Raw genomic sequence first — 24,548 nt, forward strand, 5'->3', positions numbered from 1 at the left:
TGTTGATACCGTCGGTCCCATGAACGAACACTTCGATGTTGTGATCGTCGGCGCCGGCATCTCCGGCATCAGCACGGCCTGGCATCTGCAGGACCGTTGCCCCACCAAGAGCTACGTGATGCTCGAGCGCCGGGAGAACATCGGCGGCACCTGGGACCTGTTCAAGTACCCGGGCATCCGCTCCGACTCGGACATGTTCACCCTCGGGTTCCGGTTCAAGCCGTGGGAGTCGGCCAAATCGATCGCCGACGGCCAGTCGATCTGGAACTACATCAACGAGGCTGCCGACGAGAACGGCATCCGGAAGCACATCCGCACCGGCCACAAGGTGGTGTCGGCGGACTGGTCCGACGCCGAGAACAAGTGGACCGTGACCGTCGAGCACGATGGGGAGGAGAAGCAGATCACCTGCTCGTTCCTGTCGGTGTGCAGCGGCTATTACAACTACGACGAGGGTTACTCACCGGAGTTCCCCGGCTCCTCGAACTTCAAGGGCCAGATCATCCACCCCCAACACTGGCCGGAGGATCTGGATTACGCCGGCAAGAAGATGGTCGTGATCGGCTCGGGTGCCACCGCGATCACGTTGATCCCGTCGTTGGTCAACGGCGGCGTCGGGCACGTCACCATGCTGCAGCGCTCGCCCACGTACGTCGGATCGTTGCCTCTGGTCGATCCGTTCGCCGTGAAGGCCAACAAGTACCTGCCGAAGAATCTCGCGCATTTCGCGAACCGCTGGAAGGCCGTCGGGTACAGCACCGGCCAGTACCAGATCGCGCGCCGCTTCCCGTCGATCTTCAAGCAGTTCCTGCGCAAGATGGGCACCCGCCGGCTGCCCCAAAACTTCGATTACGACAAGCACTTCAGCCCGCGTTACAACCCGTGGGATGAGCGAGTCTGCCTGGCGCCCAACGGCGATCTGTTCAAGGCCATCCGGTCGGGCAAGGCCGATGTCGTCACCGACACGATCGACACGTTCACCGACAAGGGCATCAAACTCAGCTCCGGGCAGGAGCTCGAGGCCGACATCATCGTCACCGCGACCGGTCTGAACATGCAGTTGTTCGGCGGTGCCCAGGCCCTGCGCAACGGCGAGCCGATCGACCTGTCGGACACGATGACCTACAAGGGCCTGATGCTCTCCGGTGTTCCCAACATGGCGATCACCTTCGGCTACACCAACGCGTCCTGGACGCTCAAGGCGGATCTGGTCTCGGAGTTCATCTGCCGCGTGCTGAACTACATGGACGCCAACGGTTTCGACCGCGTCGAGGCCCAGCACCCCGGCACCGCTGTCGACGAGATGCCGTTCATGGACTTCACCCCGGGATACTTCCGGCGTGCCATGGACAGCCTGCCCAAGTCGGGCTCGGAGGCGCCCTGGCGGCTCAAGCAGAACTACTTCTTCGACCTGCGGACCATCCGCTACGGCAAGGTCGACGAGGAGTCGCTGATGTTCACCAAACACCGTGCGGCCGTGAAGGTTAGCTAGGCAATAAACGAGAAGAGCCCCCACCTTCATCAAGGTGGGGGCTTTTCTCGCTCCTGGTTTTAGGAAGCGGCGACGACCACGATGCCGTCCTCGTCGGCATAGGCGATCTCGCCGGGGACGAAGGTGACGCCGCCGAAGCTGACCTCGACGTCGCGCTCACCCTCGCCGGTCTTGGTGCCCTTGCGTGGGTTGGTGCCCAGCGCCTTGATCCCGACATCGATGGTGCGCAGCGCGGCGGCATCGCGTACCGCGCCGTGCACGATCACCCCGGACCAGCCGTTGTCGGCGGCCAACCCGGCGATGATGTCACCGACCAGCGCGGTGTGCACCGAGCCGTCACCGTCGACCACGAGCACCCCGCCGTTACCCGGGGTGGACAGGATCGACTTCAGCAGGGCGTTGTCCTGGAAGCAGCGCACCGTGGTGATCGGCCCGGCGAACATGGTCCTGCCGCCGTAGTTCTGCAACTGCAGATCGCAGCTACGGACGTCGGGGTAGATCTCGTCGACCAGATCAGCGGTGGCGCGCGGTTCGATACTCACCCCGCGATTATCGCAGCCCGCTAGCGACCGACACTTTGCACGATGATGTCGTGCACGAACTGGGCCAGCCCAGGCTCTGCCTCGTCGTAGTAGCGGGCGAAGCGCTCGTCGTCGACATACATCTGCGCCAGGCACACATGCATGTCGTCACTGCAGTCGTAGAACCGCGAGATGGTGGCGCGATGCCGTGCCGCCAACTCGTCGGCCTGCGCCGAGCCCGGTTCGACCCCGGTGCGCTTACCCTCGGCCAGGGCGTCGAGCAGCGCGTCGTTCTCGGCCTTGAACTCGATCCAGTCCCGCTTGGTCATCTGCGCGGTCCGTTGCCGGGACTGTTTCCACTCCTCGGTATCGGCCCAGCGCGCTTCGGCCTCCTCGGCGTGCTCGTCGAAAACGGCGCTGCCGAAGATCTCCACCTGCTCCTCGGCGGTCAGCTGAATTCCTCTGTCGTGGGCGCTCATCAATTCCTCCACTGCCTTGATGGTCTGCTGCAGCTGCTCGGCCTGATCGCACAGGACGCTGTGCTGGCGTTGCAGGTGGGCGAGCACGTCGGCATCCGGATCGTCGAGCAGGGACCGGATCTCATCCAGCGCCAGCCCGACCGACCGGTACACCAGCACCAAATGCAACCGCTCGATATCGGCGTCGGTATAGCCGCGATAACCCGTCGCGGTACGCACGCTGGGCACTACGAGACCGATGTGGTCGTAGTGATGCAGAGTCCGCACCGAGATCTCCGTCAGCGCGGCGACCGCGCCGACGGATCTCACCTGCGGATCTGCGTGCACGAGGCCACTATCGACCCTGACGTCGCGTCAGGGTCAAGCCCGGGTCAGCTGTCCTCGGAATGCCGACGGCTGAGCACGACCAGGAGCAGGGCCAGAACGCCTACGGCCACCGCCGCGGCAAGTGGCAGCTTGGACGACGGGCTCTCGCTCAGTGCGGACGGCACCGGGCCCGACACTGGATTGGCGGCCGAGGTGACAGTCGACTTGGCTTGGGCGGCAGTCTCTTTGGCTGCCTTGGCGACATCCGGCAGAGGGATGACGGGCGCGGGGGCTGGTTCGGCGGGGGGCGGGGCGGGAGTAGCCGGAGGAGCGGGCGGCGCTTTCTTGGCCGGGGCCTTCTTCGCCGGAGCTTTTTTGGCGGCCTTGGCCGGGGCCTTCTTCGCCGGGGTTTTCTTGGCGGGGGCCTTCTTCGCGGCGGCCTTCTTGGCCGGCGGAGGGCCGGGTTTGGGGGCCGGAGTGGGCGGAGCAGGATCCGCGCCGGCCGCTGATGCGTCGGCCGCAGCCGACTCGGCCCCGGTCTCGGGCTTCTCGGCGGGTTGATCCTGCTGCTCTGCCATCTGGCTGCTCCTTTGCAGTGTCCGGTGTTCCGCGCGAGCGCGGTGGGTAGGGCCGGCAGTGTTTCCCATCATGCCAGGCGCCGCAGCGGTCAACCCGTGACGGCCAGAACCGCGGCGAGCGTGACCGCCACAGCCATGATGCCCAACTCCACCAACGAACGGTTCTGCGACAGTGCGGCGCTGCTGCGATGGGCCCGCGCCGCAGGCAGCCACTGCGCCCGGTTACGCCAGGCCAACACCAACAAGACCGCGGTCACCACGACCTTGACCGTCAACACCTGGCCGTAGGCGGTCGTCCACAGATCGGCAGGCGAGTTCAACCTGATCGCCGCCCCGGCCACCCCGGCGACCAGCAGCACGCCCACGCACGACAGCGACAACTGCGAGAACCTGGGCAACACCCTCGCCCACTGACCCCGGTGCGTCACGGTGAGCACCAAGGCGGCGAGGACGCCGCACCACACCGCGGCGGCCAATGCGTGCACCGCCACGGCCATTCCGCCGACGGGACTCTCGGATAGATGCCCGGCCAGTGTCCTGGCGGCCATACCGACTGCGGCCAGACCGAGCGTGACGACGGTTGTGGTCGCACCTCGCGGGGCCAGGATCGCCACCGCAGCGACGATCAACGCGGCCACCACACCGACCAGCCCCGAACGGCCTGCGGTCGTGTGGAGGCCGAAGTCGGTCAGGGTGTGGACGCCGATCTGCCAGAATCCGACGCCCGCGGTCTGCGCCGCCTCCACAGTCAGCCGCACGACCTCGGCCAACAGCCAGGCGGCTGCCACCAGCCCGAGCGGTCCCGCGGCTCTGCGACACAATTCGGCGCGGTAACGGTCGGATTCGAGCAGCGGCACCGCAGCCAGGCCGAGGGTCACGATGGCGGCGCCGTCAGCCAGCGCCCGGATCAGCGCGCCGGTCACCGCTGGCGCCGGACCGCCCACCAGGCTCCGCCGCCGATGAGGACGGCGGCGACCAGCACGAACGGCCACACCACGATGCCGCCGTCGGACTGCGCAGGCGCCGACGCGGCCGCGCCCGGCGTGCCCGATCCGGCCACCGTCAGGTCGAACGACCAGGAACCCGAAACCACGTGCCCGTCGGCCGAGGTCACCCGGTAATTGACCGTGTACGTTCCGGCCGGGCCGAGCGGACGGACCCCGACGCTGAGTACCGCGCCGGCCACTGTCGGATCGCCCTCGGACCACAGGTTGTTGTCCGGCCCGACGACCGTCATGTTGGCGAAGGCAGGCTGCAGTGCCTCGTTGAACGTGGCGCTCACCCGCGGCGGTGAGCTGCTCAGCGAGGAATGTTCGGCCGGGTCGGTCGCGATCCGGGCCGCATGTGCGGACGCCGCGGGGGCGCCGAGCAGTGCGGACGCGGCCAGGATCAGTCCGCTCAGAATGGCGGCCGGCAGGCGGCTCATGACCGGCGCCGGTTCAGCAGGGACGCGACCACCGCGGCTGCTGCCACGATCAACGCCCCGCCGGCGAGCCATCGTGCGGAATTGTCGACGGTGCCTGCGGGCTGTGCGACGGCAGGAGCGGTTTGGCTGGGCGCCGGAGCGGCCTCGGTTCCGGCGAGCGCCAGCTGTGGAGCCGGATGTTCGGGCTCGCTGCCGTCGGGCAGGGGCGGCTGATCCCAGCGGACCACCGAGCCGTCGGAGTAGGTCTGGGTGACGGGAAAGCTCGCGGTCGCCGCGTCGGGAAGCTTGACCGACACCCGGAACAGCGCGAACTGCTCGGATGAGATGCCTACCCCGGGCGCCGCCGTCCACGTCACCGTCCGGACTGTGCCCGCAGCGGTGTCACGGTCGAGCTTGGCGGCCCAGCCCGGCATCACCTCGGTGCGGGCCGAGGCCACGTTGGGCAGGTCGACTTTCAATTGTGTTGTCAGCGCGCCGGTATCGGACTCGCCGGGAACCCGAAAGGTGAGTACCGAGGTGGTCCCCGGCGTCGGATTGTCGGCGTCGACGTGGACATGGGCCCAGGCCGGCGCGGCGGTGAGCAGACCGGCGGCGGCTACCGCGGAGGTCGCGAGTAGGGCGCGCGAGGACGCCCCGGTGAAGGGTTGCATTGGTGTCTTTCGTGGGTCGGGTCGGATGGTCAGGCAATGACGCCGACCGGCGGACCCCGGTGCGACACCGAAGCGGCGAGGAGACGGGCGGAGTGCAACGGCTGATCGGCGCTGCGTGCCGTGCCGCCGGCGGCCGATTCGGGTGCGACGCGGCCATTCCGCACAATCACGCGGACCACCCGCGAAACCGCCGCGGAAAGGCGCGCACCACAAGCGATCAGACCCGCGCCGAGCGATACCGCGGCCACATGCGTGCCGAACATGGCCAGACCCGGCTGAGCGTCGTGCACGTGACCGGCCGTGGCCAACAACGCGTGCGCCAGCAGTTGGCCGGTGCCCAGCATGCCCCACAGCACCACGGTGCGGTTCGCGGCGGCCAGGTTCGCGGCCAGCGCACCCAATGTCACCGAGAGTACGAGGAGTTGGGCGGCCACGGCCCCGTCCGGTAGGCCGCCCCCGGCGACGCCATGGGCGGCGATGGCCAGCGCAGCGGTGAGTGCGCCGACGGCCGTACCGCGCAGCGGGGCTGCGGAGTCGATACGGGCGGCGCCGGCCATGGAGCTGAGCTAGACCAACCCGAGCCGCGCCATCAGATCGGCGTCGATGCCGTCGAGCTGTGCGGTGATCGCCGCGTGGGCACCCCGGCGGCGCGCGGTCGGCATGTTCTCGGCGGCCGTCACGGCTGCGGCCAGATCGGTGAGGCGCTCGTTGATCGCCGAAACGAACTGCTTGGTCTCGGCGTCCTTGGGTTTCTTGTCGGCGACCTGGCGCAGGGTCTGCTCGGCCCCGGAAATGCGCGCGGACAACTCGGCGCCGTGCCCGGAGAACTGACCGAGCTGAGCCAACGGGACGCCGAGACGATCAGCGCGACGTTCGTCCAGGGCGCCACGGGCGGCCGTGGCGGCCCGGTAGATCAAGGGCACGAGCACCGGTGCCAGCAAACGCGTGACGGTGAGCACGCGGCGAATCCGGGTGGGGGAGAGCAGGCGCCCTTCGCGGGCCGCCTTCAACTCGGTCTCGGCGACTTTGAGGGCATTGCGGTCACTGTCCCGCTGCGCTTTGACCTGAGCTTTGAGAGCCCGCTGCGCAGATTTTTGATCGGACTTGATGCGACGAGCCTCATTCTTTGCGGTGAGCCTGGCCTCCAGCTTGGCCTTCGCCTTGATGGCGCGGGCTTCGGCGCGGCGGGTGGCGCGGCTTTTTCGTCGCGTGAACAGGCCCATTCCGGTTGCCTCCCGGTCAATTCGTCGTGTGTTCGTGGTCACCGCAGAACTGCTGCAGACCCACAGTATCGTCCGGTGGATTTGCTCTGCTGCGGCTCCCCGCTACGGGCCCGGGTAATCGCCTCAGCTAGCAAATTTGGACTGCCCGATTGTGCAAGAATCAGATTCATCAATCGAAGCTGTTGGGCGGTGCGCGAAAGGGTGGTGACAACGTGCGTTCGCGGTTGCGCGTCGCCGCCTCGACCGGTCTGGTGCTTGCGGGCCTGATCACCGCCGGTGTCGGAGGGGCATTGGCATTTGCCGATCCCGATCGGGGTCGGCCCGACAGCGGCCAGGGATCCTCGAACGGTGCCGGCAATGGCCATGATGGGCACAGCGGCCCGCCCGGCACGCGTCCGTCCCACAGCGGCACCCGGCCCACGGGCAAGCCGACCAAGCCGACGGGCCGACCGACCAAGCCAACTGGCAAACCGACGGACACGGGTGAACCGTCGGGAACGGGCCAGCCCTCCGGGACCGGCACGCCCCCGCAAACGGGGACAGGCACGGGGACGGCCACCGCGACGGCCTCCGGTACCGAGACGCCACCCACCTCAAACCCGTCGGAGACTTCTGCCGAGCCGACCACTTCCGAGGCCACAACGACACCGGGGACGACATCGGGGACCACTGCGCCCACTACGCCTTCGACGACTCAAATGACGTCGACCACGGAGTCGACCGCGGTGACCACCACGGAGTCGACCGCGGTGACCACCACGAAGTCCACGGAGCCGACGACCACGAAGACGACCGAGTCGACGACCGAGACAACCTCGGCTACGACGTCTCCGACAAGTGCGACGACCACGACGCTGATCGGCGGTCCTACTCGCGGTGGCGGGGAGTGGGGTCCCGGTGTCCCGACTCCCTTCGACTTCCCGCGCCCACCGGTCCTCCAGATACCCGTCGCGCAGACACAGGCTCCCGACGCGGCCGTGCCACCCCCGCCCGGACTGGCCGCAGCGGCCGGGGTACCGCCGATCGCCGTCCCGGTGATCGCACTGCCGGTCATCGTGCCGCCGCTCGCGGTGCCGTTGGGCGCTCCGGGCTCTGACCACGGGCCGCAGTCCGGGCCGTGGTCGGGACCCGTGCAACCCAGCATCAAGATGCGCTCCGGGTCGCCGCCGCCCGCCGCTGTCGGGTTGGACGCCGCGATGCCCGTGGCGTTCCGGGCGGGGTACGCGGACTACCTGCGCACCGCGAACACAATGGAACTCGCGGCAGTGGCGCTGCCCGGGGTTACCGGGATGATGGCTCTGACCGGCCTCGGTGGATTCGTGGGCTACCGGCAGGCGAAAGCCGGCCGTACGGTCCGAATCGATGCCAGTCGGTTCATGAGTTAGCACGACTTGGAAGAATCCAGGGTGGAAAGGGGGGATCATGTCCGCCAGTCGAAGCGTCACCCGCGCTGTCAACGAGGTTCTCGACCTCGCCCCGCGACAGGGTGAAGTCACGTTGACCCGTCTGGTCGACGCGGTGAGTGAAGATCGCGGCAGACCCATCGAGCTGACCATGGCCGAACTTCCACCCGGGGTGTGCGGGCAGTGGCGGCAGTACGCCGACCGCGACGTCTTCCTCATCCAGCAGGGTCTGCCGGCCTGGGACCGCACCCTGGCTCACGAACTCGGACACCTGGTCCTGGGCCACGAAGGCATCTCGATCGTCGACGCAGCGGCCGCCACCGCCGAGGTGGCCACCTCGGATCTGATCAGCTACATGCTGAACCAGCGGACCGGCTGTATGGGGCCCAACGGCGAGGACATCGAGCAGGAAGCCGAGGATTTCGCCGCGCTCCTGCTCTACCGCCTCGGCCGGTTGCCGTCCGACCGGTCGTCGATCGTGCAGGTCCGCCTCGGAGAGGCGTTTGGTTGATCGTCTGGGTGATCGCCGGCCTACTCGGTCTGGCTACCGGCCTGCGCATCGGTTGGGCTCTGGTCAACAAGCAATCCCTGGTGAGCTCCGCGATGATCCTCTCGTTGGGCAGCCTCGGTGTCGTAGCCGCGCTGAACTGGGAGCCGCTCGCCCTGCTGATCGACACGGTGGTGCACTGGCCCAACATCGCGGCCGGCCTGAGCCAGGTCGCGCTGATCGCCTGTGCGGCAGGCAGTTGCGTCATGATCACGACTGCCTCCTCGGGCCGTTCGGCCACGCTCACCCGTCGTATCGCGCTGATCCAGTACGGCATCGCCGGCGTCGTCGCGGTGATCAGCCTGGTGATCTTCTTCGCCGCAGGCAGGCAACCGGAGATGTCCCCGGCCGAATACCTGCGCCGGGACCTTGGGTCCCACGGTGCTTCGTGGCTGCTGCCACTGCTCTACGTGTTCCTGGCGCTCACCCTGGTGGTCTGGGCCGGCCTGCGCTACTCGAATCGCAGCCGGCGTGGACGGGCGCTGTTCCTGTTCACCGTTGGCATGGTGCTGATCGTGGCTGCCAGCGGCTTCGTCCTACTCAGAGCCGTGGGCCGGACCGAACCCGTCGGAGTCGGCGCCGCGGCCACCCTTCTCGGTTGTGCGATGGTCATCGTGGCCGCCGGATCGCTGCTGCCGAGCGTCGAGGACTGGTTCGGTGCGCACCACGAATTACGGACCATCAAGCCGCTTCTGAACGAATTGGCCCGGCGCCAGCCCGATGTCGGCATCGGCGTACGTCCGCGCGGACCGTTGGTGTTCCGCGTCGCCGAACGGATGTCGCTGATCTCCGATGCGCTCTATCTGGAGGCGACCGCCGCCGATGCGCGGCAGCATCAGACGGCTGCACCGCGTGGCTCAAGCGGATCGGGAGAGCCAAGCGACACAACACAATTGGACGAGGTGGAGCGACCCGACGTGCCACCGCGGGAGCAGGCCAAGGCTATCGCCCAGTGGATCTACGACACCCGCGAGGGTGACAAGGATTCCGAGTTTCCGGGGCTCGCCTGGTTGAGCCAGCCCGAATCGTATTCCGACCGGGAATGGATTCTCGCGATCTCCGAGCGGTACCGGGAAATGAGCGGCGCGGCGACGCGCAGCTGAAACCCGCGCGAGTGGGAACCGAATGGGCCCCACTGACGTGGGTTTCAGCGCGCGAAGGTGCCGGCCGAGACCGACGAATCAGTCGTCGAGGTGTTCCCGGCGGCGCAGTTCATCGACCTTCTGGACCAGATCCTGCTGAGCTTCGTTGGACAGCCCGACAGTACGGGCAGCGATCCGGCGGATCCCCTCGTCACGCATGCTGGCCAGCCAGGTCAGTTCCTTGTCGAGCTTCTCGTAGTACTCGTCGTCGGTGAAGTAGGCAGGCTTGATCCGGAAGAAGTTGGCAAGTGCGGCCATGGTTGCCTGCGACGGGTTTGTCCGGTTGCCCGAACGGAGCTGGGACAGGTACGGAGCCGACATGGTGACGCCCTCAGACTTCAGTGCGGCGATCACCTCGGCAGACGTGTGGGGTCCGCGCCCAGGTGGATAAACCGTATCGAACAGGCGGTTTAGGCGGGCGGCGAACGTCTTGCTCATCGATTTGACCTCCACATGCTTCATGAGCGGTACGAATTAGGCGGCGTATTTGCTGACCATCGTAGCGAGTGTTGTGACGACAACCAAGTGCAAACGCCACAAAAGTTAAACTGGCTTTGCGTTTTGACCCCCTCGGCTGCGGATACCCGGACCTTCGCCGTGGGGGGTAGGCGGGATTGCACCGTCTGGCAATGCAAAAGGTGACGGTTGCGTTGTATTGGGCGCGGTGAGCTGCGAGCACAGGGGCGCCCGATCATGATCAACATCTTGGCCGGCAACCGATGCAGGGCCGTGACTAGCGGAAACAGATATTTGCTAGAGTGCCGACCTCCGGTCGCGTCGGATTCCGCGCGAGGCCGTTGTCGGACGACGTGGAACACGTTACAGGTTGGGCGGCGGAATGCCCGTCAACCCCCTCGCGCGCGATAGCCAGACGGGGCCGGCTGGATTCTGGGACCGATTCCGGAAGGTAGTTGCCGGGCGGAAACAGGCGGAGGTTTCCGTCGTCGCCAGACAATCATTGGCACAAATGGGGGTACGGGGATGGTTGCGGCGGGACGCCACGGCTATCTGGAGCCCGTGCCGGGTCGCCGACATCGGCGATCCTGCTCTGACGCTGACACCTGCGCCTGCGGACATGGCGACCTTTCGACACACCGCCGATACCTGCCGCTTGCGCGGCTCACCCATATACGGTCGAAGGTGTCGCCCACCGCATCGCAGGTTGTCGGCCGGGCTCAAGGCCAGCATGTCGACACGACGATTGCGGGGCTTCCGCCCTTCGCTGATCTAGAGGACCATAGCCGCTGTCTGGCCGACCCGCCAGGTTTCTTATCCATTTTCGGAAGCTGGACTCTCCTTGTTGGAGAAGATGTCCCGCTCCTGGTGTACCTACGCCGCCAAAAGCATCGCCAGAATCGCCGTATCGGGGTGACTGATCGGATCAACACCCACCCTGCTGACCATCGACGTCACCGTGCCGTCGGATTCGGCTTCCACCCAGGCCGCGCGGTGTTCCAGTCCGAGATGTGGAAGGCCGGGCAGTAACACGCAGCCGGAAGCGGCGCCGGTGCACTCGGGAAGCGACGGTGTCGTCTCCGAGGGCGGATGCAACATCAGCAGTGCCGGCGGTTGGTGCTCGGCGAAATACCCGGGCGGGACGGCGGATTCGCCGACTACCGGACCCTCTGCGATGACGATGCCGACGGTGCCGGGGCGGGGTGTCTCGGGCAATTCCTCCCGAACCCCGAAAATCGTTGTGGTGGAAAGCAACCCAGGTAGCGAGGCGACCCGCACGGTGACCATGAGAAGCTGCGCCCACTCCTTGGTGGAATCGGGCCATCGGCCCAGCACCACAAACCCTTTGAGTGCACCGCCGGAATGGAAGGGGGCGATCTCAATCGCCCGGCCGGACCCCGTCGTATCCATATCGCCTCCGGGACATCGGTGTTGGCTCGCCGGTTGGCCGGTGCTCCGACACGTCTGTGGGTCGATGAGATCAGAATGCGGCAGCAACCCGGGCGGTGCAAGGCGACACGGGATCCGGACCGGTAACGAGTCGGCCAAGAACGACCGTCCCCAGAAACGAGGGCGGGGCGTCACGCAATCTGCGCGACGCCCCTTGGTGAGAGATCAGAAAACCGATCCAGCCCTCAGTCGACGGGAGCTAGCCGAAGATCAGGCCGTTGGTCTTGGAGGTGGCCGCCGCGTAGCGGTTCTGCACGTCCTCCCAGTTCACAACGTTCCAGAACGCCTTGACGTAGTCGGCCTTGACGTTCTTGTACTGCAGGTAGAAGGCGTGCTCCCACATGTCGACCTGCAGCAGCGGGATGATGCCGAGCGGCACGTTGGCCTGCTGGTCGTAGAGCTGGAAGGTCAGCAGCCGGTCGCCGAGGCTGTCGTAGCCGAGCACGGCCCAACCCGAACCCTGCAGGCCGTTGGCGGCGGCGGTGAACTGTGCCTGGAACTTGTCGAACGAGCCGAACTGATCGTCGATCGCCGCGGCAAGGTCACCCGTCGGCTTGTCGCCACCGTTGGGGGACAGGTTCTTCCACCAGATCGAGTGGTTCACGTGGCCGCCGAGGTGGAAGGCCAGGTTCTTCTCGTTGAGGAAGATCGCCGCGTGGTCTCCGTTGGCCCGCGCCTCGTCGAGCTTGGCGACGGCGTCGTTGACGCCCTTGACGTACGCCGCGTGGTGCTTGCTGTGGTGGAGTTCGTTGATCTGCCCGGAGATGTGGGGCTCCAGCGCTCCATAGTCGTAATCCAGGTCCGGCAAGGTGTATTCAGCCACGAGATTCCTTCCTCATTATCGATCGATGGAGCCAGGCGTTCGTCAGAGATCGTCGTGTTCGAGCCTCACGGTTCGACACTCAAGATCACCGCCAACATTGCTCCATCGCAGGGCGCACCGCAAGGACGCGTGCGCCGACCACACGTATACCCGATCGGGCGTCGGTCACAACAAGACGATGACGGCCAGCACGCCGAGCAGCAGCACGGCGATCACGCTGGCCCGAAGGAACGACATCAACTGGTTACGGGTGTGCAGATGCCCGGATGAGTGCCATTCAGGCTGCGGAAGGGCCGATCCCGATCCGATCGGATGTGACGCCATCAAAAACTCCTGACCTGCACGATCAATCCTTGCCCCCCAGTGAGTTCTGTCACAACAGCTGGTGTGACGCCGATCATAGCCCGTGTAATGGCCAAGGGAAAATCGGCCTCCGCGTCGATTACGGGGCCTGGAATCAGGCTGATCCCAAACCGGACCGGTCGTGCCGGCGGCCGAGGTTTAGCCGAGTGCTTAATTTCGCTCCGCGGCGGTGGTGCTTGTTGATCGCTGCCGTGAACACCCCAGGTTTATCCACAGTGATGGACAGCTACCGCACAGTAACTCCCATTTCGGGGGCTTTTCTCCAGGTGCCCGCCCTGTGGATGAACCTGTGGAAACTGTGGATAGCTTTCCGTTGCTAACGCCGCGACGAGCCATCAGGGGCGGCTGCGCTCACCGGCACCGGCATGCGAGCATGGACGGCATGGACGATGTGGAAGTCGGGCAGGCAGATATCGCTGCGGTACCCACCACGTTCGAAGGGGCTGTCGTGCTGCTCGACGTCCGCGAGGACGACGAATGGCAACGCGGTCACGCCGAAGGAGCCCAGCACATCCCGATGGGTGATGTGCCGGCGCGAATCGCCGAGATCGACCCGGACGCCGAGCTGTACGTGATCTGCCACGCGGGTGGACGTTCCCTGCGGGTGGCGAACTATCTGGCTCGCAACGGGTACACCCCGGTCAATGTCGAGGGCGGAATGCTGGCGTGGGCCGGGGCCGGACGTCCCGTCATCACCGACGCCGGTGGCACCGGAACCGTCTGACCGCCAAGGACCTGTTCAGAGATCGTGGCTAGGCTGGTCGGATGATCCAGGTGTGTTCGCAGTGCGGGACGCGCTGGAACGTGCGTGACCGGCAGCGGTCGTGGTGTCCCCGGTGCGGCGGTTCGTTGATGGCGCCCTCGGCGCCGTCGTCGCCCCAGTCACAGTGGGGACCTTCCGCCCAGCCTCCGTCGCCGGCACAGACGGCGCCGACGGCGCAGCGCACTCCGCCCCACCTCGCCCCCGGCTATCGCTGGATCGCCCTGCGTCCCGGCCCTCCGCCGCACCAGCGCAGGCAGCGGCGGCCGCTCGGCCCGACGCCGCACTACCGCTCGATTCCGAGTTGGGGACTGCACCAGCAGTTCGATCTCGAGGAACAGCCTCAGAAAACCGACGGCGAGACAGACGCCGGCACCGTACGACTCATGCTCGTCGCAGCCATGGTGGTGCTGGGAATCGCCGCGTTCGCTCACGTGATTCGTTATGTGCTGCTGCTGATCAACCGCAGCGTGCTGCTGCATCCGCTGATCGCGATCGGCGGAGTGGCCATCGGGCTGCTGGCCAGCGTGGTGGCGATGGGCGTCGTGGTCGTCGCGGTGGTGTCGTTGGTGCGTTGGCTCATCACGCGGCGGGCCGCCGGATACGCCGCCCACGGTGAGGTCGATCCGCGCAGCACCAGGACGCTGTGGCTGTGCTGTCTGCTGCCCGGGGTGAACCTCGTGATGGCACCGGTGTTCGTGTGGGAGCTGGCCGCCCTTGAAGGGCGCCTCTCGCATCTGCGTCGCCAGATCGTGGTGTGGTGGATCGTCTGGGTGTTCAGCGCGGTCGTCGCGTTCGCGTCGATGGTCAGCACCGTGTACGTGACGTTCTTCAACAACACCCCGCAGAACATCGCCAACAACACCGTGACGGCGATCGTCGGGTATCTGCTGGCGCTGGCGGCGTTCCTGCTGACCGCCAAGGTGTTCGTCGGGTTCGAGGGCAGCGGTGCGACGGCCGAGCGCAGCGTCCGGCGCTGGGTGGTGCTTGAGCCCGAATCTTCTGATCCGACACCCACTCCCGACCCTTCCCCGGTCGACACCGAGGCGGCGGACAGTTCGCAGAATCGTGAGGATTCCGCTGAATCCGCCGTTCCGGTTGAGACCCAGGGGCAGAACCCGGCAGCATAGGCCGTATGGAAACGGGCGACGGCGAAGCCGCTGCGCAGGCGACCCCGGGGCCTGGGCATCCGTTCGTGGTGGCCCACCGGGGAGCGTCCGCCGAGAAGCCCGAACACACACTCGCCGCATATGACCTGGCGCTGCGTGAGGGTGCCGACGGCGTGGAATGCGATGTGCGCCTGACCCGTGACGGGCACCTGGTGTGCGTGCACGATCGCCGGGTGGACCGCACCTCCACGGGCACCGGGCTGGTCAGCGAGATGACGCTGGCCGAGTTGCGCAAGCTGGACTACGGGTCGTGGCATGCCGGCGGGCGCTCCGACGACGATGAGGAAGACGACGCGCCAGCAGGCACCGTCGGAGACACCGGGCTGCTGACACTCGACGACCTCGTATCGCTGGTGCTCGACTGGAACCGGCCGGTCAAGTTGTTCATCGAGACCAAACATCCCGTGCGCTACGGCGCGTTGGTGGAGAACAAGGTGCTGGCGCTGCTGCACCGCTACGGAATCGCGGCGCCCGCCTCGGCCGATCTGTCCCGAGCGGTGGTGATGTCCTTCTCGGCGGCAGCCGTATGGCGGATTCGCCGGGCCGCCCCGATGCTCCCGACGGTGCTGCTCGGTGAGACGTCGCGGTATCTGGGCGGCGGTGCCGCCACCACGGTCGGGGCCACCGCCGTCGGCCCGTCCATCGCAACTTTGCGCGAGCACCCAGAATTGGTCGACCGGGCCGCCGCCCAGGGGCGTGCCCTGTACTGCTGGACCGTCGACCACTACGAGGATGTGCAGTTCTGCCGCGACATCGGCGTGGGGTGGGTGGCCACGAATCATCCCGGCCGCACCAAGAGTTGGCTGCAGAACGGCCTGACCGGCGCGGGCCGGGACTGAGAAGACCCGAGGGCTAGAGGTTGCCGCCCGCGGCCTTCGGTGCCGCTGCGTCCGCACCCGCTCCGCCGGCGATTTCGCGAGCGACGAAATCCTCGATGTGAAACAGGTTGGAACCGGCGCGGTCGGCGATACGCACCAGCGTCGCCATCGACGCGACCTCTTCGATCTGCTCCTTGAGGAACCACTGCATGAACTGCTCGCCGAGATAGTCACCTTCTTCGCGGGCAACACTGGCCAGCCGGCTGATCTGTTCGGTGACGGTGCGCTCCTGGCTGAGCGCCAGCGCGAGCGCGTCCCGGGGAGCGTCGAAGCGGTTGCACACCGCATCGACACCGGGGATCTCGGCGTCGATATCCCGGTCGAGCAGGTACTGGACCAGCATCATGGCGTGGTTGCGCTCTTCGACCGCCTGTGCGTAGAAGTGCTTGGCGAGCTGCGGAAGATCCGCGCCGTCGAAATAAACCGCAATTGCGATGTATTGCTGTGACGCGGTGAACTCGCTGCGGATCTGGTCCTGAACAAGTGCGTGGAATTTCGTGTCGTGTTCACCGGTCATCGTCATGATCGCGAGGATATAGCAGGTCAGAACGCGTTGTCATCGAAGGTAGACCTCATTGAGGTCAGCTTTACCTTAGTTGGACCGCGGTCGTGTGGTGCGCATTACATTTGCTGTACAGAATTTGCTACTGCTTTATTTAGCTTTGCCTAAGCTCAAGGTTGCGACTTTTCGATCACGTCGTCCGGAACGGCGGTGTCGTTGGCCAGTGCGGTGAACAGCCGACCTGCCGCGTCGCTGTCCCACACCACCACCGCGCCCGAATCGCTGCCGGTGAATTCGCCGATCGGCACCGTCGTCGTCACCATGTCGGCGTGCATCGCCCAGCCCAGCCGGCCCAGATCCCAGACGTGCGCGTCCTGGTCGACGGCCACCGAGTTGGTGGCCGCGCGGGCCATGGGCTGCCACCGCAGGGGGTTCAGCAGCACCTCCGGGCTGGTGGCCCGGTGCAGCAGCGCCGACATGAACGCCCGCTGGTGGATCATCCGGTCCAGATCGGCGCGTGGCGTGGCTCGGCTGCGGACGTAGCCGAGCGCGTTACGGCCGTCGAACTCCTGGCAACCCGCCGGAAGGTCGATCCCGGCCAGCGGGTCGCTGATCGGTTCGGCCGGGCACATCGTCACCCCGCCGACGGCATCGACGAGGCCGGCGAAACCGTCGAAACCGATCTCTGCGTAATGGTCGAGGCGCAGACCGGTGGCCTGCTCGACCGTCTGCGCCAGCAGCGGTGCCCCGCCCAGCGAGAACGCAGCGTTGACCTTGTCCTCGCCGTAGCCCGGAATCGGCAGGTAGGAATCCCGGGGGATCGAGACCATGGTGGCCGGTGTGCCCGAGCCGATCCCGGGAATGTGTACCAAGAGGATCGTGTCGGTGCGGCCGTTGCCGATGTCCCCGCCGGTGGCCAGATCGGCCTGCTGCTCGGGGCTGAGGTTCTGGCGACTGTCCGATCCGACGAGCAGCCAGGTGGTGCCGTGTGCCGCCCCGGGCCGCTCGGGATAGTCGGCCAGTGCCGGAATCCGGTGCAGTGACGAGTCAATCCACACACCGCCGCCGATCAGCGCCAGCACGCCGACGAGCAGCACCACCAACACCAGACGGCCCCAGTGGCGTCGCCGGCGGGGCTTGCGCACCGGTGCGGGTGCGGCCGGGGGTCGGGGCGGCGGCGCCGACCTGGGCGGAGTCGGCTGCGAACCCCGGGGTGGGCGCGGTGGTGGTGGCGGCGCGGACCTGGGCGGGGGCTGCCGCGGCGGGGATTGCCTGGGTGGGGGTTGTCTGGGTGGCGGCGGTGTTCGTGGCGGCGTCGGCGGATTCGGCGGCCAGGCCGGGCGGTAGTTCGGGTCGCGCCGGATCACCTGGGACGGCTCGTTGTCGCGGCGGCGCGGTCCCGGACGCCGCGAGCGCGGGTCGCGAGGTCCGCCCGAGGCGGTGAAGTCGTCCACAGCAGAAATGTACGTGCCGCAGGCGTCAATGCAGCCAACTGAGATGATCCGCCACCAGCGCGTAGCCGACGAATGCCACCGCGTCGATCAGGGTGTGGGCGATGATCAGCGGCCACAGCCGTCCGGTGCGCTGCCAGGCGTAGCCGAAAACCAGGCCCATCACCACATTGCCCAGCCCCGCGCTGTAACCCTGATACAGGTGATACGCGCCGCGCAGCAGACTGGAGATGATCAGGGCCCGGCCCGGGCTGACGTCGAGTTGACGCAGCCGGGTGAGCAGGAACCCCACCACGATGATCTCTTCGGCCCAGCCGTTGGCGAACGCCACACCGAGCAGCATCGGGATGCGCCACCACGTGTCATACAACTCGGCCGGTTCCACGTCGGCGCTCAGGCCCAGCACTCGGGCCAGCACATTGAACCCCAACCCGGGCAGGCCGATGAGCAGGGCCAGACCGAGTCCGCCCAATCCGTCGGCGCGCCACTGCGGACGGGACAGGCCGATCTTGGACGGCCCGAAACCGCTGCGCCACAGCAGGTACAGGGCCAATGCTCCCCAGGCCAGCAGCTGCAGGATCACGGCCAGGTGCAGGCCGAGGTCGATCAGGTCGAACGGGGACCGCTTGGGGTTGAGCGCGACGGTCTGCCCCGACAGTCCGAGCAGCACCGCTTCGATGAGCCGGAGGAACGCGGTGTACGCGCTGAGCCCGAAGGTCACCGCGAGCACGACGGCGATCTCGATCTTGAGCGTGCGGCGTTGCGGCTCGAGTTGATCGTTGGGCCCGGTCACCGAAGCTACGGTAGCGGCGGTGCGGCGGTGCGGCGGATCGTGCGGGTCAGATCCGGCGCGCGCGCAGGCCGTTGAGGAATGGGCAGCCCATCAAGATCCGGATGGCCTGGCTCAGGCCGGTGACGTCGTCGACCGGCTTGGGGAACGGCAACCGGACGTCGTGATCGCCGTGTTCGTTTTCCACCCGCAGTTGCACCCCGTAACGGTCCAGGCCCAGCGGTCGGACCCGCCCCGTGCGCAGTGTCATCGGCAACCGGGTGGCCAGGCGTTCCACCACATCGCGGTGGGCGGACTCCATGTGCTGCAGCCATCCGGATTCCATCGCGCAGAACGGGTCGGGCCGCGCCTGCAGCAGTGCTCCGAGGCCGACCGACTCGGCGCCGGTGGCGTCGGCCACGACCACGGACTCGATCTCCAGGCGCATCAGGGCGTGGTTGTCGTTGTCCTGGTCGTCGTTCGGCTGGGCCTTGGAGTTCACCTGCAGCAGAGCTGGATTCGGGTTCTCGGCGGCGACCAGGTCGAGCAGCGCCGGAACCGCGTCGGTCGGCACGTGCTGTAGGCGGCCGCGAATCCAGACCAGGGAGCGCACGGGTTCGCGCAACGGGAGCGGCGCGTAGTCGGTCATCTCCAGCACGGCCTGCACCCCTGCCGAGCCGGCCGCCATCGCCATGCCGGCCAAGGGGCCGTTCTCGGGGACGGTGATCGCGAACGAGCCGTCGTCGAGCAGGTGATGGACGGGTGAGGCGACGGGTTCGATGCCCTCGACCGCGACCATGGCGCCGCCGCCCCGTGCACATGCGCTGCGGATCCGCTCGGCTGTCGTCGGTGTCGCTATGGCCATCTCGCCGCCTTCGAAACTAGGTGAGGAACTTAGGTGAGGTAAGCCTAACTTAACTGGACGTTGCCCGGCGGGCAAGGCTTCCGTGAAACGCCCGCCGGGCGTCATCAACCGATGACGCAGACGCTGACCCGATAGGGTTGGGAGGTGCCGCGCATCGCCTACCTCGGGCCCGAGGGAACCTTTACCGAAGTGGCGTTACTGCAGATGGTGGCCCATGAATTGGTGCCCGGACTGTCGCCGGCGACTGGCGACGGCAGCGCCCGCTTCACCCCGGTTCTGACCGAGAGCACGCCGGGCGCGCTGGCTGCGGTGCGGGACGGCTCGGCGGATTACGCGTGCGTACCGATCGAGAATTCGATCGAAGGGTCGGTGCTGCCGACCCTGGACAGCCTCGCGGTCGGGAAGCCGCTACAGGTCTATGCCGAGCTGACTCTCGACGTCGCGTTCACCATCGTGACGCGGCCAGGACACAGTGGGCCCGTGCAGACCGTCGCGGCCTTCCCGGTGGCGCTGGCGCAGGTGCGTCGGTGGCTGGCCGCCAACCTGCCCGATGCCGACATCGTCCCGGCCACGTCCAACGCCGCCGCCGCACACGAGGTGGCCGAGGGCCGGGCTGACGCCGGGGTGAGCACACGGTTGGCCGCCGAGCGCTGCGGCCTGGACATCTTCGCCGCCGACGTGGTCGACGAGGCCAACGCCCGCACCCGCTTCGTCCTGGCCGGCCCGCCCGGTGCGCCGCCCGCAGCCACCGGCGCCGATCGGACCTCGGTGGTCCTTCGGCTGGACAACACCCCAGGCGCCCTGGTCACGGCCATGACCGAATTCTCGATCCGCGACATCGACCTGACCCGGATCGAATCCCGGCCCACCCGAACCGAGCTGGGCACCTACATGTTCTTCCTGGACTGCGTCGGACACATCGACGACGATCCGGTGGCCGAGGCACTCAAAGCGCTCTATCGACGTTGTACCGATGTGCGATATCTAGGTTCCTGGCCGACCGGAGCGAGCGCGGGTGCACCCCCGCCGCGCCTGGATGAGGCCTCACGGTGGTTGGCGGGCTTGCGCGACGGAACGGACGACTCATGAGCGGACGACTGATCCTCGTCCGTCACGGACAGTCCCACGGCAATGTCGCCCGGCGTCTGGACACCGTGCCACCCGGTGCCGACCTGACCGATCTCGGCCACGAGCAGGCCCGGAGATTCGCCGGAACGCTGAACCAGCGCCCGTCGATCCTGGCCCATTCGGTGGCCCGGCGCGCGGCACAGACCGCCGCCGGTATCGGTGTCGAAACCGGGCTTGTCCCATTCGAATTCGACGGCGTCCACGAAGTTCAGGTAGGTGAGCTGGAGGACCGCAGCGACGACGACGCCGTCGCCGAGTTCAACCGGATCTACGAGCGCTGGCACCGGGGCGAACTGGACGTGCCGATGCCCGGCGGCGAGAGCGCCGAGGCGGTGCTGGCCCGGTACGTGCCCGTGCTCACCGAGCTGCGGCTTCGCTACCTGGACGACCACGCCTTCGAGAGCGACATCGTGCTGGTGAGCCATGGCGCGGCCATCCGCCTGGTGGCCGCCGTGCTGGCCGGCGTCGACGGCAGCTTCGCCCTCGATCACCATCTGGCCAACACCGAATCGGTGGTGCTGGCACCGATCACCGACGGACGCTGGAGCTGCGTTCAGTGGGCGGCCGTGACACCGCCCTTCTACCCGGAGCCCCAAGCCACGCCGGTCATCGACGCGGTGAAGTCCGAAACCGACCCGATGGGTTAACCGGCCCGCTGGATCGACTGGGCACTGTCATTTGCACACGGGCAGCCCACCGACTCACAGTCGAGGCTGAACGTATGCGCTGCTTCCGGAGTGGTGCAGGTGTCGTCGGTGCATTCCGCGCGGTACCGGACGTGGTGGATCACGGTGCCGTGGCAATGCTCCAGACCGGCTGCGCACTCCCGGCACTGGATCGTCATAGCCCGTTGATAGCACTGCGGACCGACAAAACCCGGTTGCCGCGCGGGGTAACCCGCGACCTAGCCCAGCCCTTCGTCTTCGCGCAAGCGGCTCATCCCGGCCATTTGTCTTCGCGCAAGCGGCTCATCCCCAACCCAGTTCGTGGAGCCGCTCGTCATCGATCCCGAAGTGGTGTGCGATCTCGTGGATCACCGTGATCGCCACCTCGTCGACCACATCGGCCTCGCTGTCACAGAAATCCAGCAGGGCCCCGCGGTAGATCGTGATGGTGTCCGGCAGTGAGCCGGCGTACCAGGAATCCCGCTCGGTCAGCGCGACGCCCTGGTACAGGCCAAGGATCTCGGGCTCGTCGGGATCGCGGTCCTCCACCAGGATCACGACGTTGTCGATCGCGGCCGCCAACTGCTCAGGGATCAGGTCGAGCGCATCGGACACCAACTCGTCGAACCGCCGCGAGCTCATCCGCACCGGCACGGCTACGGCGCCGGCGGTACGGGGGCCGGCTCACCCGGAGGCGGGCCCGCAGGCGGCGCCGCGCCGTCGGGAGCCGGCGCGGGGCCCTGCTCAGGTGCCGGGGCCGGTGCCTGCTCGGGCGGCGGCGGGTTGAAGGTGTTGGCCTGTGTCGGAGCCGGCGCGGCGGTGGTCGAGGCCTGCGGCATGTGCTGGCCGCTCGAAGAGGATCCCGACGAACCCGACGATCCGGAACCCGACGAGCCCGAGGAGCCGGAGCCGGACGAGCCCGAGGAGCCGGAGCCGGATGAACCGGATCCCGACGAGGAGGACGAACCCGACGACGAGGACGAGGTCTCGTCCACATCGGGCATCGGGATCGGCGGCATGTTGAGCCGCTCCTCCGGGATGTCAGGCGGCGCCACCGGGGGCTGTCCGTTGATCATCAGCGGTCCCTTGGCGCTGTTGACCAGCGTCGACCAGCCGCCGTTGCCCAACGTGGCGCCGATGCTGCACGACACCTGGTGGCTGCCGGCCGACCAGCTGGGCAGTGAGATCGTGCTGTAGCTCAGCGCCAGCGTGGTGGTGCGCAACTGGACCGGGGCCAGGTAGGTATCGGTCTGCGCGGTGCAGGCGTCCTTGATGAAGTTGTCCTGATCGCCCTCCGCAGGCAACCCGCCCGGGAACTTCTCGGCGAGGTTGACCGCGCCGGTGACCTCCATGGCGTGCGGTGCCGCGCAATCGACCGGGACGTCGGTGGGCTGGTTGGTGGCGGCGTCGATTCCGAGGCAGGTACCCGCGGCCCAGACCTTCGACTGGTCGACGTCGGACACCTTGCCTGCCGACTCCAACTGGCCGTCGCCGGGGCCGAGCAGTTGCAGCCCGCACAGCATGCGCCGCTCACCGGACTGCTTCCAGGCCTTCTCGCCCGACCACAGTAGGCCGATCGTGTACTTGCCGTTCGGGTCGTACTTCGGGCCCAGGTAGCCACGGACCGACGGGGTGCACTGCTCCTGGCTGATCTGCTTGATCCGGTCCACCGACGGCGGCGGCGCACCTGGTCCGTACTCGCTGCCGGGGAAAGTGCGCATGTCGACGGCCTGGGCGACCTCGAAGCGATGGTTGTCCTTGCAGTCCACGATGTGCGCGGCGTCGGGATTGCGGCCGGGCCAGTTCAGGCAGTCGCCGCGCTTGACGTGATTGAAGGTGTCGTTGCCTCGCGGCCCGAGGGCGATCGCGCCCGGCGCGGAGCTCGATCCCTCACCCATGGGCAACGCGGTGATCAGGCCCGCGATGAGTAGTGCGCCGAGCGCGGTCAACAGCAGCGCACGTCGCGTCGACGCGGCCGCAAGACTCTGCCACCACCGTTCCCTCGCGGGTCGTTCGACCGGAAGAGGTTCGGCGAGCAGGGCCCCGTTCTCGGGGTACTCGGGGTGCTCGGGTGCGTCCAACATTGCCCTCCATTGTGACAGGCGTGTCAGCCCCTGTGACAAGTGATGCGGTTGTAATGTTGCGAGGTTGTGCCCGGAGGCCGTCACTCTTGACCGGCGCCACCTTTTCGACCACCTCAGATGTACGTCTTCGCACTTCAAAAAGTAGGGTTGCGCCCGTGATCGACCTCAAGCTGCTGCGCGACAATCCCGACATCGTCCGTGCGTCGCAACGAGCCCGCGGGGAAGACCCGGCGCGCGTCGACGCCCTGCTGCAGGCCGATGCGGCGCGGCGGGCCGCGATCTCGACGGCCGACAATCTGCGGGCCGACCAGAAGGCCGCCAGCAAGCTGGTGGGCAAGGCGACACCCGAGGAACGTCCGGCCCTGCTGCAGCAGGCCAAGGACCTGGCCGAGCAGGTCAAGGCTGCCGAGGCGGCGCAGGCCGAGGCCGAGAGCGCCTTCACCGCTGCGCACATGGCGATCGGCAACGTGATCATCGACGGTGTGCCGGCCGGCGGCGAGGACGACTTCGCGCTACTGGACACCGTCGGCGAGCCGCGGGCGATCGAGAACGCCAAGGACCATCTCGAGCTGGGCGAGGCACTCGGGCTCATCGACATGGAACGCGGCGCGAAGGTGTCGGGCTCGCGGTTCTACTTCCTCACGGGTGCCGGGGCGCTGCTCCAGCTGGGCCTGCTGCAGTTGGCCACCCAGGTGGCCGTGGCGAATGGGTTCACACTGATGATCCCGCCGGTGCTGGTGCGCCCGGAAGTCATGGCGGGCACCGGATTCCTCGGCGCCCACGCCGACGAGATCTACCGGCTCGAAGCCGACGACCTGTACCTGGTCGGCACCTCGGAGGTGCCGCTGGCGGGCTATCACTCGGGCGAGATCCTGGACCTGTCCGACGGTCCGAAGCGGTATGCCGGCTGGTCGTCGTGCTTCCGGCGCGAGGCCGGCAGCTACGGCAAGGACACCCGCGGCATCATCCGTGTGCACCAGTTCGACAAGGTCGAGGGCTTCATCTACTGCAAGCCCGAGGACGCCGAGTCCGAGCATCAGAAACTGCTCGGCTGGCAGCGCCAGATGCTGGCGGCCATCGACGTGCCCTACCGGGTGATCGACGTCGCCGCAGGCGATCTCGGCTCATCGGCGGCACGCAAGTACGACTGCGAGGCATGGGTGCCCACCCAGCAGACCTACCGGGAGCTCACGTCCACCTCGAACTGCACGACGTTCCAGGCGCGGCGATTGGCCACGCGCTACCGCGACGAGAACGGCAAGCCGCAGATCGCCGCCACGCTCAACGGCACGCTCGCCACCACGCGCTGGCTGGTGGCGATCCTGGAGAACCATCAGCAACCCGACGGCAGCGTGCGGGTACCCGAGGCGCTGGTGCCGTTCGTCGGCACCCCGGTGCTGGAACCCCGGTAACCGTCCA

Annotated in this window: 29 protein-coding genes; 10 read left to right on the forward strand and 19 right to left on the reverse strand. The window is 67.3% G+C overall.

The genetic code is table 11. The features are described 5' to 3' along the window. Positions 1-19: 19 nt before the first annotated feature. Positions 20-1,492: a flavin-containing monooxygenase gene (locus tag AC4ELH_RS06880; protein ID WP_498883598.1), complete on the forward strand. Its 1,473-nt coding sequence runs from the start codon at positions 20-22 to the stop codon at positions 1,490-1,492. Positions 1,493-1,551: 59 nt separating this feature from the next. Here the strand turns inward: AC4ELH_RS06880 and rraA are convergent, their stop codons facing one another. The 8 genes from rraA to AC4ELH_RS06920 all read right to left on the reverse strand — a co-directional run bounded on the left by rraA (position 1,552) and on the right by AC4ELH_RS06920 (position 6,675). Continuing rightward, on the reverse strand, positions 1,552-2,034 hold the full coding sequence (gene rraA, locus AC4ELH_RS06885; RefSeq protein WP_064882989.1) for a ribonuclease E activity regulator RraA: 483 nt from the start codon (positions 2,032-2,034) through the stop codon (positions 1,552-1,554). 20 nt (positions 2,035-2,054) lie between these two features. Then, entirely contained in the window at positions 2,055-2,819 is a 765-nt protein-coding gene (locus AC4ELH_RS06890; protein ID WP_498883600.1) for a MerR family transcriptional regulator, read from the reverse strand. 44 nt (positions 2,820-2,863) lie between these two features. Continuing rightward, on the reverse strand, positions 2,864-3,376 hold the full coding sequence (locus AC4ELH_RS06895; protein WP_498883602.1) for a hypothetical protein: 513 nt from the start codon (positions 3,374-3,376) through the stop codon (positions 2,864-2,866). 89 nt (positions 3,377-3,465) lie between these two features. Continuing rightward, positions 3,466-4,320: a CopD family protein gene (locus AC4ELH_RS06900; RefSeq protein ID WP_498883603.1), complete on the reverse strand. Its 855-nt coding sequence runs from the start codon at positions 4,318-4,320 to the stop codon at positions 3,466-3,468. After that, complete coding sequence (locus AC4ELH_RS06905; RefSeq protein WP_448446099.1) at positions 4,296-4,802, reverse strand: copper resistance CopC family protein; 507 nt, start codon at positions 4,800-4,802, stop codon at positions 4,296-4,298. Before AC4ELH_RS06905 ends, AC4ELH_RS06900 begins: the two co-directional genes overlap by 25 nt. Beyond that, the gene (locus tag AC4ELH_RS06910) at positions 4,799-5,452 is read right to left on the reverse strand and encodes a YcnI family copper-binding membrane protein (RefSeq protein WP_498883605.1); all 654 of its coding nucleotides are present in this window, start codon (positions 5,450-5,452) and stop codon (positions 4,799-4,801) included. The genes AC4ELH_RS06905 and AC4ELH_RS06910 overlap by 4 nt, the downstream gene beginning before the upstream one ends. Positions 5,453-5,481: 29 nt before the next feature. Next, positions 5,482-6,009 (reverse strand): hypothetical protein, encoded by a 528-nt coding sequence (locus AC4ELH_RS06915; RefSeq protein WP_498883607.1) that lies wholly within the window; start codon positions 6,007-6,009, stop codon positions 5,482-5,484. Positions 6,010-6,018: 9 nt separating this feature from the next. Continuing rightward, on the reverse strand, positions 6,019-6,675 hold the full coding sequence (locus AC4ELH_RS06920; protein WP_064884529.1) for a DUF6474 family protein: 657 nt from the start codon (positions 6,673-6,675) through the stop codon (positions 6,019-6,021). Between the two features lie 212 nt (positions 6,676-6,887). Between AC4ELH_RS06920 and AC4ELH_RS06925 the strand changes: the two genes are divergently transcribed. From AC4ELH_RS06925 to AC4ELH_RS06935, 3 genes are read left to right on the forward strand one after another with little or no spacing between them, the layout of a single operon-like run. After that, positions 6,888-8,060, forward strand: coding sequence for a hypothetical protein (locus AC4ELH_RS06925; protein ID WP_498883609.1), 1,173 nt, complete (start codon positions 6,888-6,890; stop codon positions 8,058-8,060). Positions 8,061-8,097: 37 nt separating this feature from the next. After that, entirely contained in the window at positions 8,098-8,589 is a 492-nt protein-coding gene (locus tag AC4ELH_RS06930) for an ImmA/IrrE family metallo-endopeptidase (protein WP_055118736.1), read from the forward strand. Continuing rightward, complete coding sequence (locus AC4ELH_RS06935) at positions 8,586-9,728, forward strand: hypothetical protein (RefSeq protein ID WP_498883611.1); 1,143 nt, start codon at positions 8,586-8,588, stop codon at positions 9,726-9,728. Before AC4ELH_RS06930 ends, AC4ELH_RS06935 begins: the two co-directional genes overlap by 4 nt. A 78-nt stretch (positions 9,729-9,806) precedes the next feature. Here AC4ELH_RS06935 and AC4ELH_RS06940 read toward each other — a convergent pair whose 3' ends face one another. From AC4ELH_RS06940 to AC4ELH_RS06955, 4 genes are all read right to left on the reverse strand, one after another. Then, positions 9,807-10,205 carry a secretion protein EspR gene (locus AC4ELH_RS06940; protein WP_055120869.1) on the reverse strand — a complete coding sequence of 133 codons (399 nt, stop codon included), beginning with the start codon at positions 10,203-10,205 and terminating at the stop codon, positions 9,807-9,809. Between the two features lie 891 nt (positions 10,206-11,096). Continuing rightward, positions 11,097-11,633 carry a hypothetical protein gene (locus AC4ELH_RS06945; protein WP_064884533.1) on the reverse strand — a complete coding sequence of 179 codons (537 nt, stop codon included), beginning with the start codon at positions 11,631-11,633 and terminating at the stop codon, positions 11,097-11,099. 238 nt (positions 11,634-11,871) lie between these two features. Then, positions 11,872-12,495 carry a superoxide dismutase gene (locus AC4ELH_RS06950; RefSeq protein WP_003883955.1) on the reverse strand — a complete coding sequence of 208 codons (624 nt, stop codon included), beginning with the start codon at positions 12,493-12,495 and terminating at the stop codon, positions 11,872-11,874. A 165-nt stretch (positions 12,496-12,660) separates the two neighbouring features. Continuing rightward, positions 12,661-12,819: a hypothetical protein gene (locus AC4ELH_RS06955; RefSeq protein WP_165609202.1), complete on the reverse strand. Its 159-nt coding sequence runs from the start codon at positions 12,817-12,819 to the stop codon at positions 12,661-12,663. A 421-nt stretch (positions 12,820-13,240) separates the two neighbouring features. Between AC4ELH_RS06955 and AC4ELH_RS06960 the strand changes: the two genes are divergently transcribed. From AC4ELH_RS06960 to AC4ELH_RS06970, 3 genes are read left to right on the forward strand one after another with little or no spacing between them, the layout of a single operon-like run. Continuing rightward, positions 13,241-13,582 (forward strand): rhodanese-like domain-containing protein, encoded by a 342-nt coding sequence (locus AC4ELH_RS06960; protein WP_064960113.1) that lies wholly within the window; start codon positions 13,241-13,243, stop codon positions 13,580-13,582. A gap of 41 nt (positions 13,583-13,623) precedes the next feature. After that, positions 13,624-14,748, forward strand: coding sequence for a DUF4328 domain-containing protein (locus AC4ELH_RS06965; RefSeq protein ID WP_498883617.1), 1,125 nt, complete (start codon positions 13,624-13,626; stop codon positions 14,746-14,748). A 5-nt stretch (positions 14,749-14,753) separates the two neighbouring features. Further along, positions 14,754-15,626 carry a glycerophosphodiester phosphodiesterase gene (locus AC4ELH_RS06970; protein ID WP_498883619.1) on the forward strand — a complete coding sequence of 291 codons (873 nt, stop codon included), beginning with the start codon at positions 14,754-14,756 and terminating at the stop codon, positions 15,624-15,626. A 13-nt stretch (positions 15,627-15,639) separates the two neighbouring features. Here AC4ELH_RS06970 and AC4ELH_RS06975 read toward each other — a convergent pair whose 3' ends face one another. The 4 genes from AC4ELH_RS06975 to AC4ELH_RS06990 all read right to left on the reverse strand — a co-directional run bounded on the left by AC4ELH_RS06975 (position 15,640) and on the right by AC4ELH_RS06990 (position 19,252). Beyond that, on the reverse strand, positions 15,640-16,188 hold the full coding sequence (locus AC4ELH_RS06975; protein ID WP_498883621.1) for a ferritin: 549 nt from the start codon (positions 16,186-16,188) through the stop codon (positions 15,640-15,642). 149 nt (positions 16,189-16,337) lie between these two features. Then, the gene (locus AC4ELH_RS06980) at positions 16,338-17,621 is read right to left on the reverse strand and encodes an LCP family protein (protein ID WP_498883623.1); all 1,284 of its coding nucleotides are present in this window, start codon (positions 17,619-17,621) and stop codon (positions 16,338-16,340) included. Between the two features lie 25 nt (positions 17,622-17,646). Next, complete coding sequence (locus tag AC4ELH_RS06985) at positions 17,647-18,411, reverse strand: CPBP family intramembrane glutamic endopeptidase (RefSeq protein WP_498883625.1); 765 nt, start codon at positions 18,409-18,411, stop codon at positions 17,647-17,649. Between the two features lie 46 nt (positions 18,412-18,457). Further along, the gene (locus AC4ELH_RS06990) at positions 18,458-19,252 is read right to left on the reverse strand and encodes a DUF2470 domain-containing protein (RefSeq protein ID WP_064957372.1); all 795 of its coding nucleotides are present in this window, start codon (positions 19,250-19,252) and stop codon (positions 18,458-18,460) included. A 144-nt stretch (positions 19,253-19,396) separates the two neighbouring features. Between AC4ELH_RS06990 and pheA the strand changes: the two genes are divergently transcribed. Continuing rightward, positions 19,397-20,341 (forward strand): prephenate dehydratase, encoded by a 945-nt coding sequence (gene pheA / locus AC4ELH_RS06995; protein ID WP_064882817.1) that lies wholly within the window; start codon positions 19,397-19,399, stop codon positions 20,339-20,341. Continuing rightward, on the forward strand, positions 20,338-21,027 hold the full coding sequence (locus tag AC4ELH_RS07000) for a histidine phosphatase family protein (protein WP_463792059.1): 690 nt from the start codon (positions 20,338-20,340) through the stop codon (positions 21,025-21,027). The genes pheA and AC4ELH_RS07000 overlap by 4 nt, the downstream gene beginning before the upstream one ends. Here the strand turns inward: AC4ELH_RS07000 and AC4ELH_RS07005 are convergent. The 3 genes from AC4ELH_RS07005 to AC4ELH_RS07015 all read right to left on the reverse strand — a co-directional run bounded on the left by AC4ELH_RS07005 (position 21,024) and on the right by AC4ELH_RS07015 (position 23,129). Continuing rightward, positions 21,024-21,224 (reverse strand): hypothetical protein, encoded by a 201-nt coding sequence (locus tag AC4ELH_RS07005; protein WP_064882813.1) that lies wholly within the window; start codon positions 21,222-21,224, stop codon positions 21,024-21,026. The genes AC4ELH_RS07000 and AC4ELH_RS07005 overlap by 4 nt on opposite strands. 124 nt (positions 21,225-21,348) lie before the next feature. After that, positions 21,349-21,699, reverse strand: coding sequence for a metallopeptidase family protein (locus tag AC4ELH_RS07010; protein WP_055118712.1), 351 nt, complete (start codon positions 21,697-21,699; stop codon positions 21,349-21,351). 2 nt (positions 21,700-21,701) lie between these two features. Then, positions 21,702-23,129: a septum formation family protein gene (locus tag AC4ELH_RS07015; RefSeq protein WP_498883629.1), complete on the reverse strand. Its 1,428-nt coding sequence runs from the start codon at positions 23,127-23,129 to the stop codon at positions 21,702-21,704. A 155-nt stretch (positions 23,130-23,284) separates the two neighbouring features. Here AC4ELH_RS07015 and serS point away from each other — a divergent pair, with 155 nt between their 5' ends. Then, positions 23,285-24,541, forward strand: a complete 1,257-nt coding sequence (gene serS, locus AC4ELH_RS07020; protein ID WP_448446124.1) for a serine--tRNA ligase — start codon at positions 23,285-23,287, stop codon at positions 24,539-24,541. The last annotated feature ends 7 nt before the right edge of the window (positions 24,542-24,548 follow it).

Source organism: Mycobacterium shunyiense, from assembly GCF_058270075.1.

Excerpts from the sequence above, each read along its gene's own strand:
- AC4ELH_RS07005 (WP_064882813.1), bottom strand. The coding sequence starts at position 21,224 with ATGACGATCCAGTGCCGGGAGTGCGCAGCCGGTCTGGAGCATTGCCAC.
- AC4ELH_RS06970 (WP_498883619.1), top strand. The coding sequence starts at position 14,754 with ATGGAAACGGGCGACGGCGAAGCCGCTGCGCAGGCGACCCCGGGGCCT.
- AC4ELH_RS06910 (WP_498883605.1), bottom strand. The coding sequence starts at position 5,452 with ATGCAACCCTTCACCGGGGCGTCCTCGCGCGCCCTACTCGCGACCTCC.
- AC4ELH_RS06960 (WP_064960113.1), top strand. The coding sequence starts at position 13,241 with ATGGACGATGTGGAAGTCGGGCAGGCAGATATCGCTGCGGTACCCACC.
- AC4ELH_RS06945 (WP_064884533.1), bottom strand. The coding sequence starts at position 11,633 with ATGGATACGACGGGGTCCGGCCGGGCGATTGAGATCGCCCCCTTCCAT.
- AC4ELH_RS06955 (WP_165609202.1), bottom strand. The coding sequence starts at position 12,819 with ATGGCGTCACATCCGATCGGATCGGGATCGGCCCTTCCGCAGCCTGAA.
- AC4ELH_RS06975 (WP_498883621.1), bottom strand. The coding sequence starts at position 16,188 with ATGACGATGACCGGTGAACACGACACGAAATTCCACGCACTTGTTCAG.
- AC4ELH_RS07000 (WP_463792059.1), top strand. The coding sequence starts at position 20,338 with ATGAGCGGACGACTGATCCTCGTCCGTCACGGACAGTCCCACGGCAAT.
- AC4ELH_RS06990 (WP_064957372.1), bottom strand. The coding sequence starts at position 19,252 with ATGGCCATAGCGACACCGACGACAGCCGAGCGGATCCGCAGCGCATGT.
- AC4ELH_RS06920 (WP_064884529.1), bottom strand. The coding sequence starts at position 6,675 with ATGGGCCTGTTCACGCGACGAAAAAGCCGCGCCACCCGCCGCGCCGAA.
- AC4ELH_RS07015 (WP_498883629.1), bottom strand. The coding sequence starts at position 23,129 with ATGTTGGACGCACCCGAGCACCCCGAGTACCCCGAGAACGGGGCCCTG.
- AC4ELH_RS06930 (WP_055118736.1), top strand. The coding sequence starts at position 8,098 with ATGTCCGCCAGTCGAAGCGTCACCCGCGCTGTCAACGAGGTTCTCGAC.
- AC4ELH_RS06915 (WP_498883607.1), bottom strand. The coding sequence starts at position 6,009 with ATGGCCGGCGCCGCCCGTATCGACTCCGCAGCCCCGCTGCGCGGTACG.
- AC4ELH_RS06965 (WP_498883617.1), top strand. The coding sequence starts at position 13,624 with ATGATCCAGGTGTGTTCGCAGTGCGGGACGCGCTGGAACGTGCGTGAC.
- AC4ELH_RS06895 (WP_498883602.1), bottom strand. The coding sequence starts at position 3,376 with ATGGCAGAGCAGCAGGATCAACCCGCCGAGAAGCCCGAGACCGGGGCC.
- AC4ELH_RS06905 (WP_448446099.1), bottom strand. The coding sequence starts at position 4,802 with ATGAGCCGCCTGCCGGCCGCCATTCTGAGCGGACTGATCCTGGCCGCG.
- AC4ELH_RS06940 (WP_055120869.1), bottom strand. The coding sequence starts at position 10,205 with ATGAGCAAGACGTTCGCCGCCCGCCTAAACCGCCTGTTCGATACGGTT.
- AC4ELH_RS06880 (WP_498883598.1), top strand. The coding sequence starts at position 20 with ATGAACGAACACTTCGATGTTGTGATCGTCGGCGCCGGCATCTCCGGC.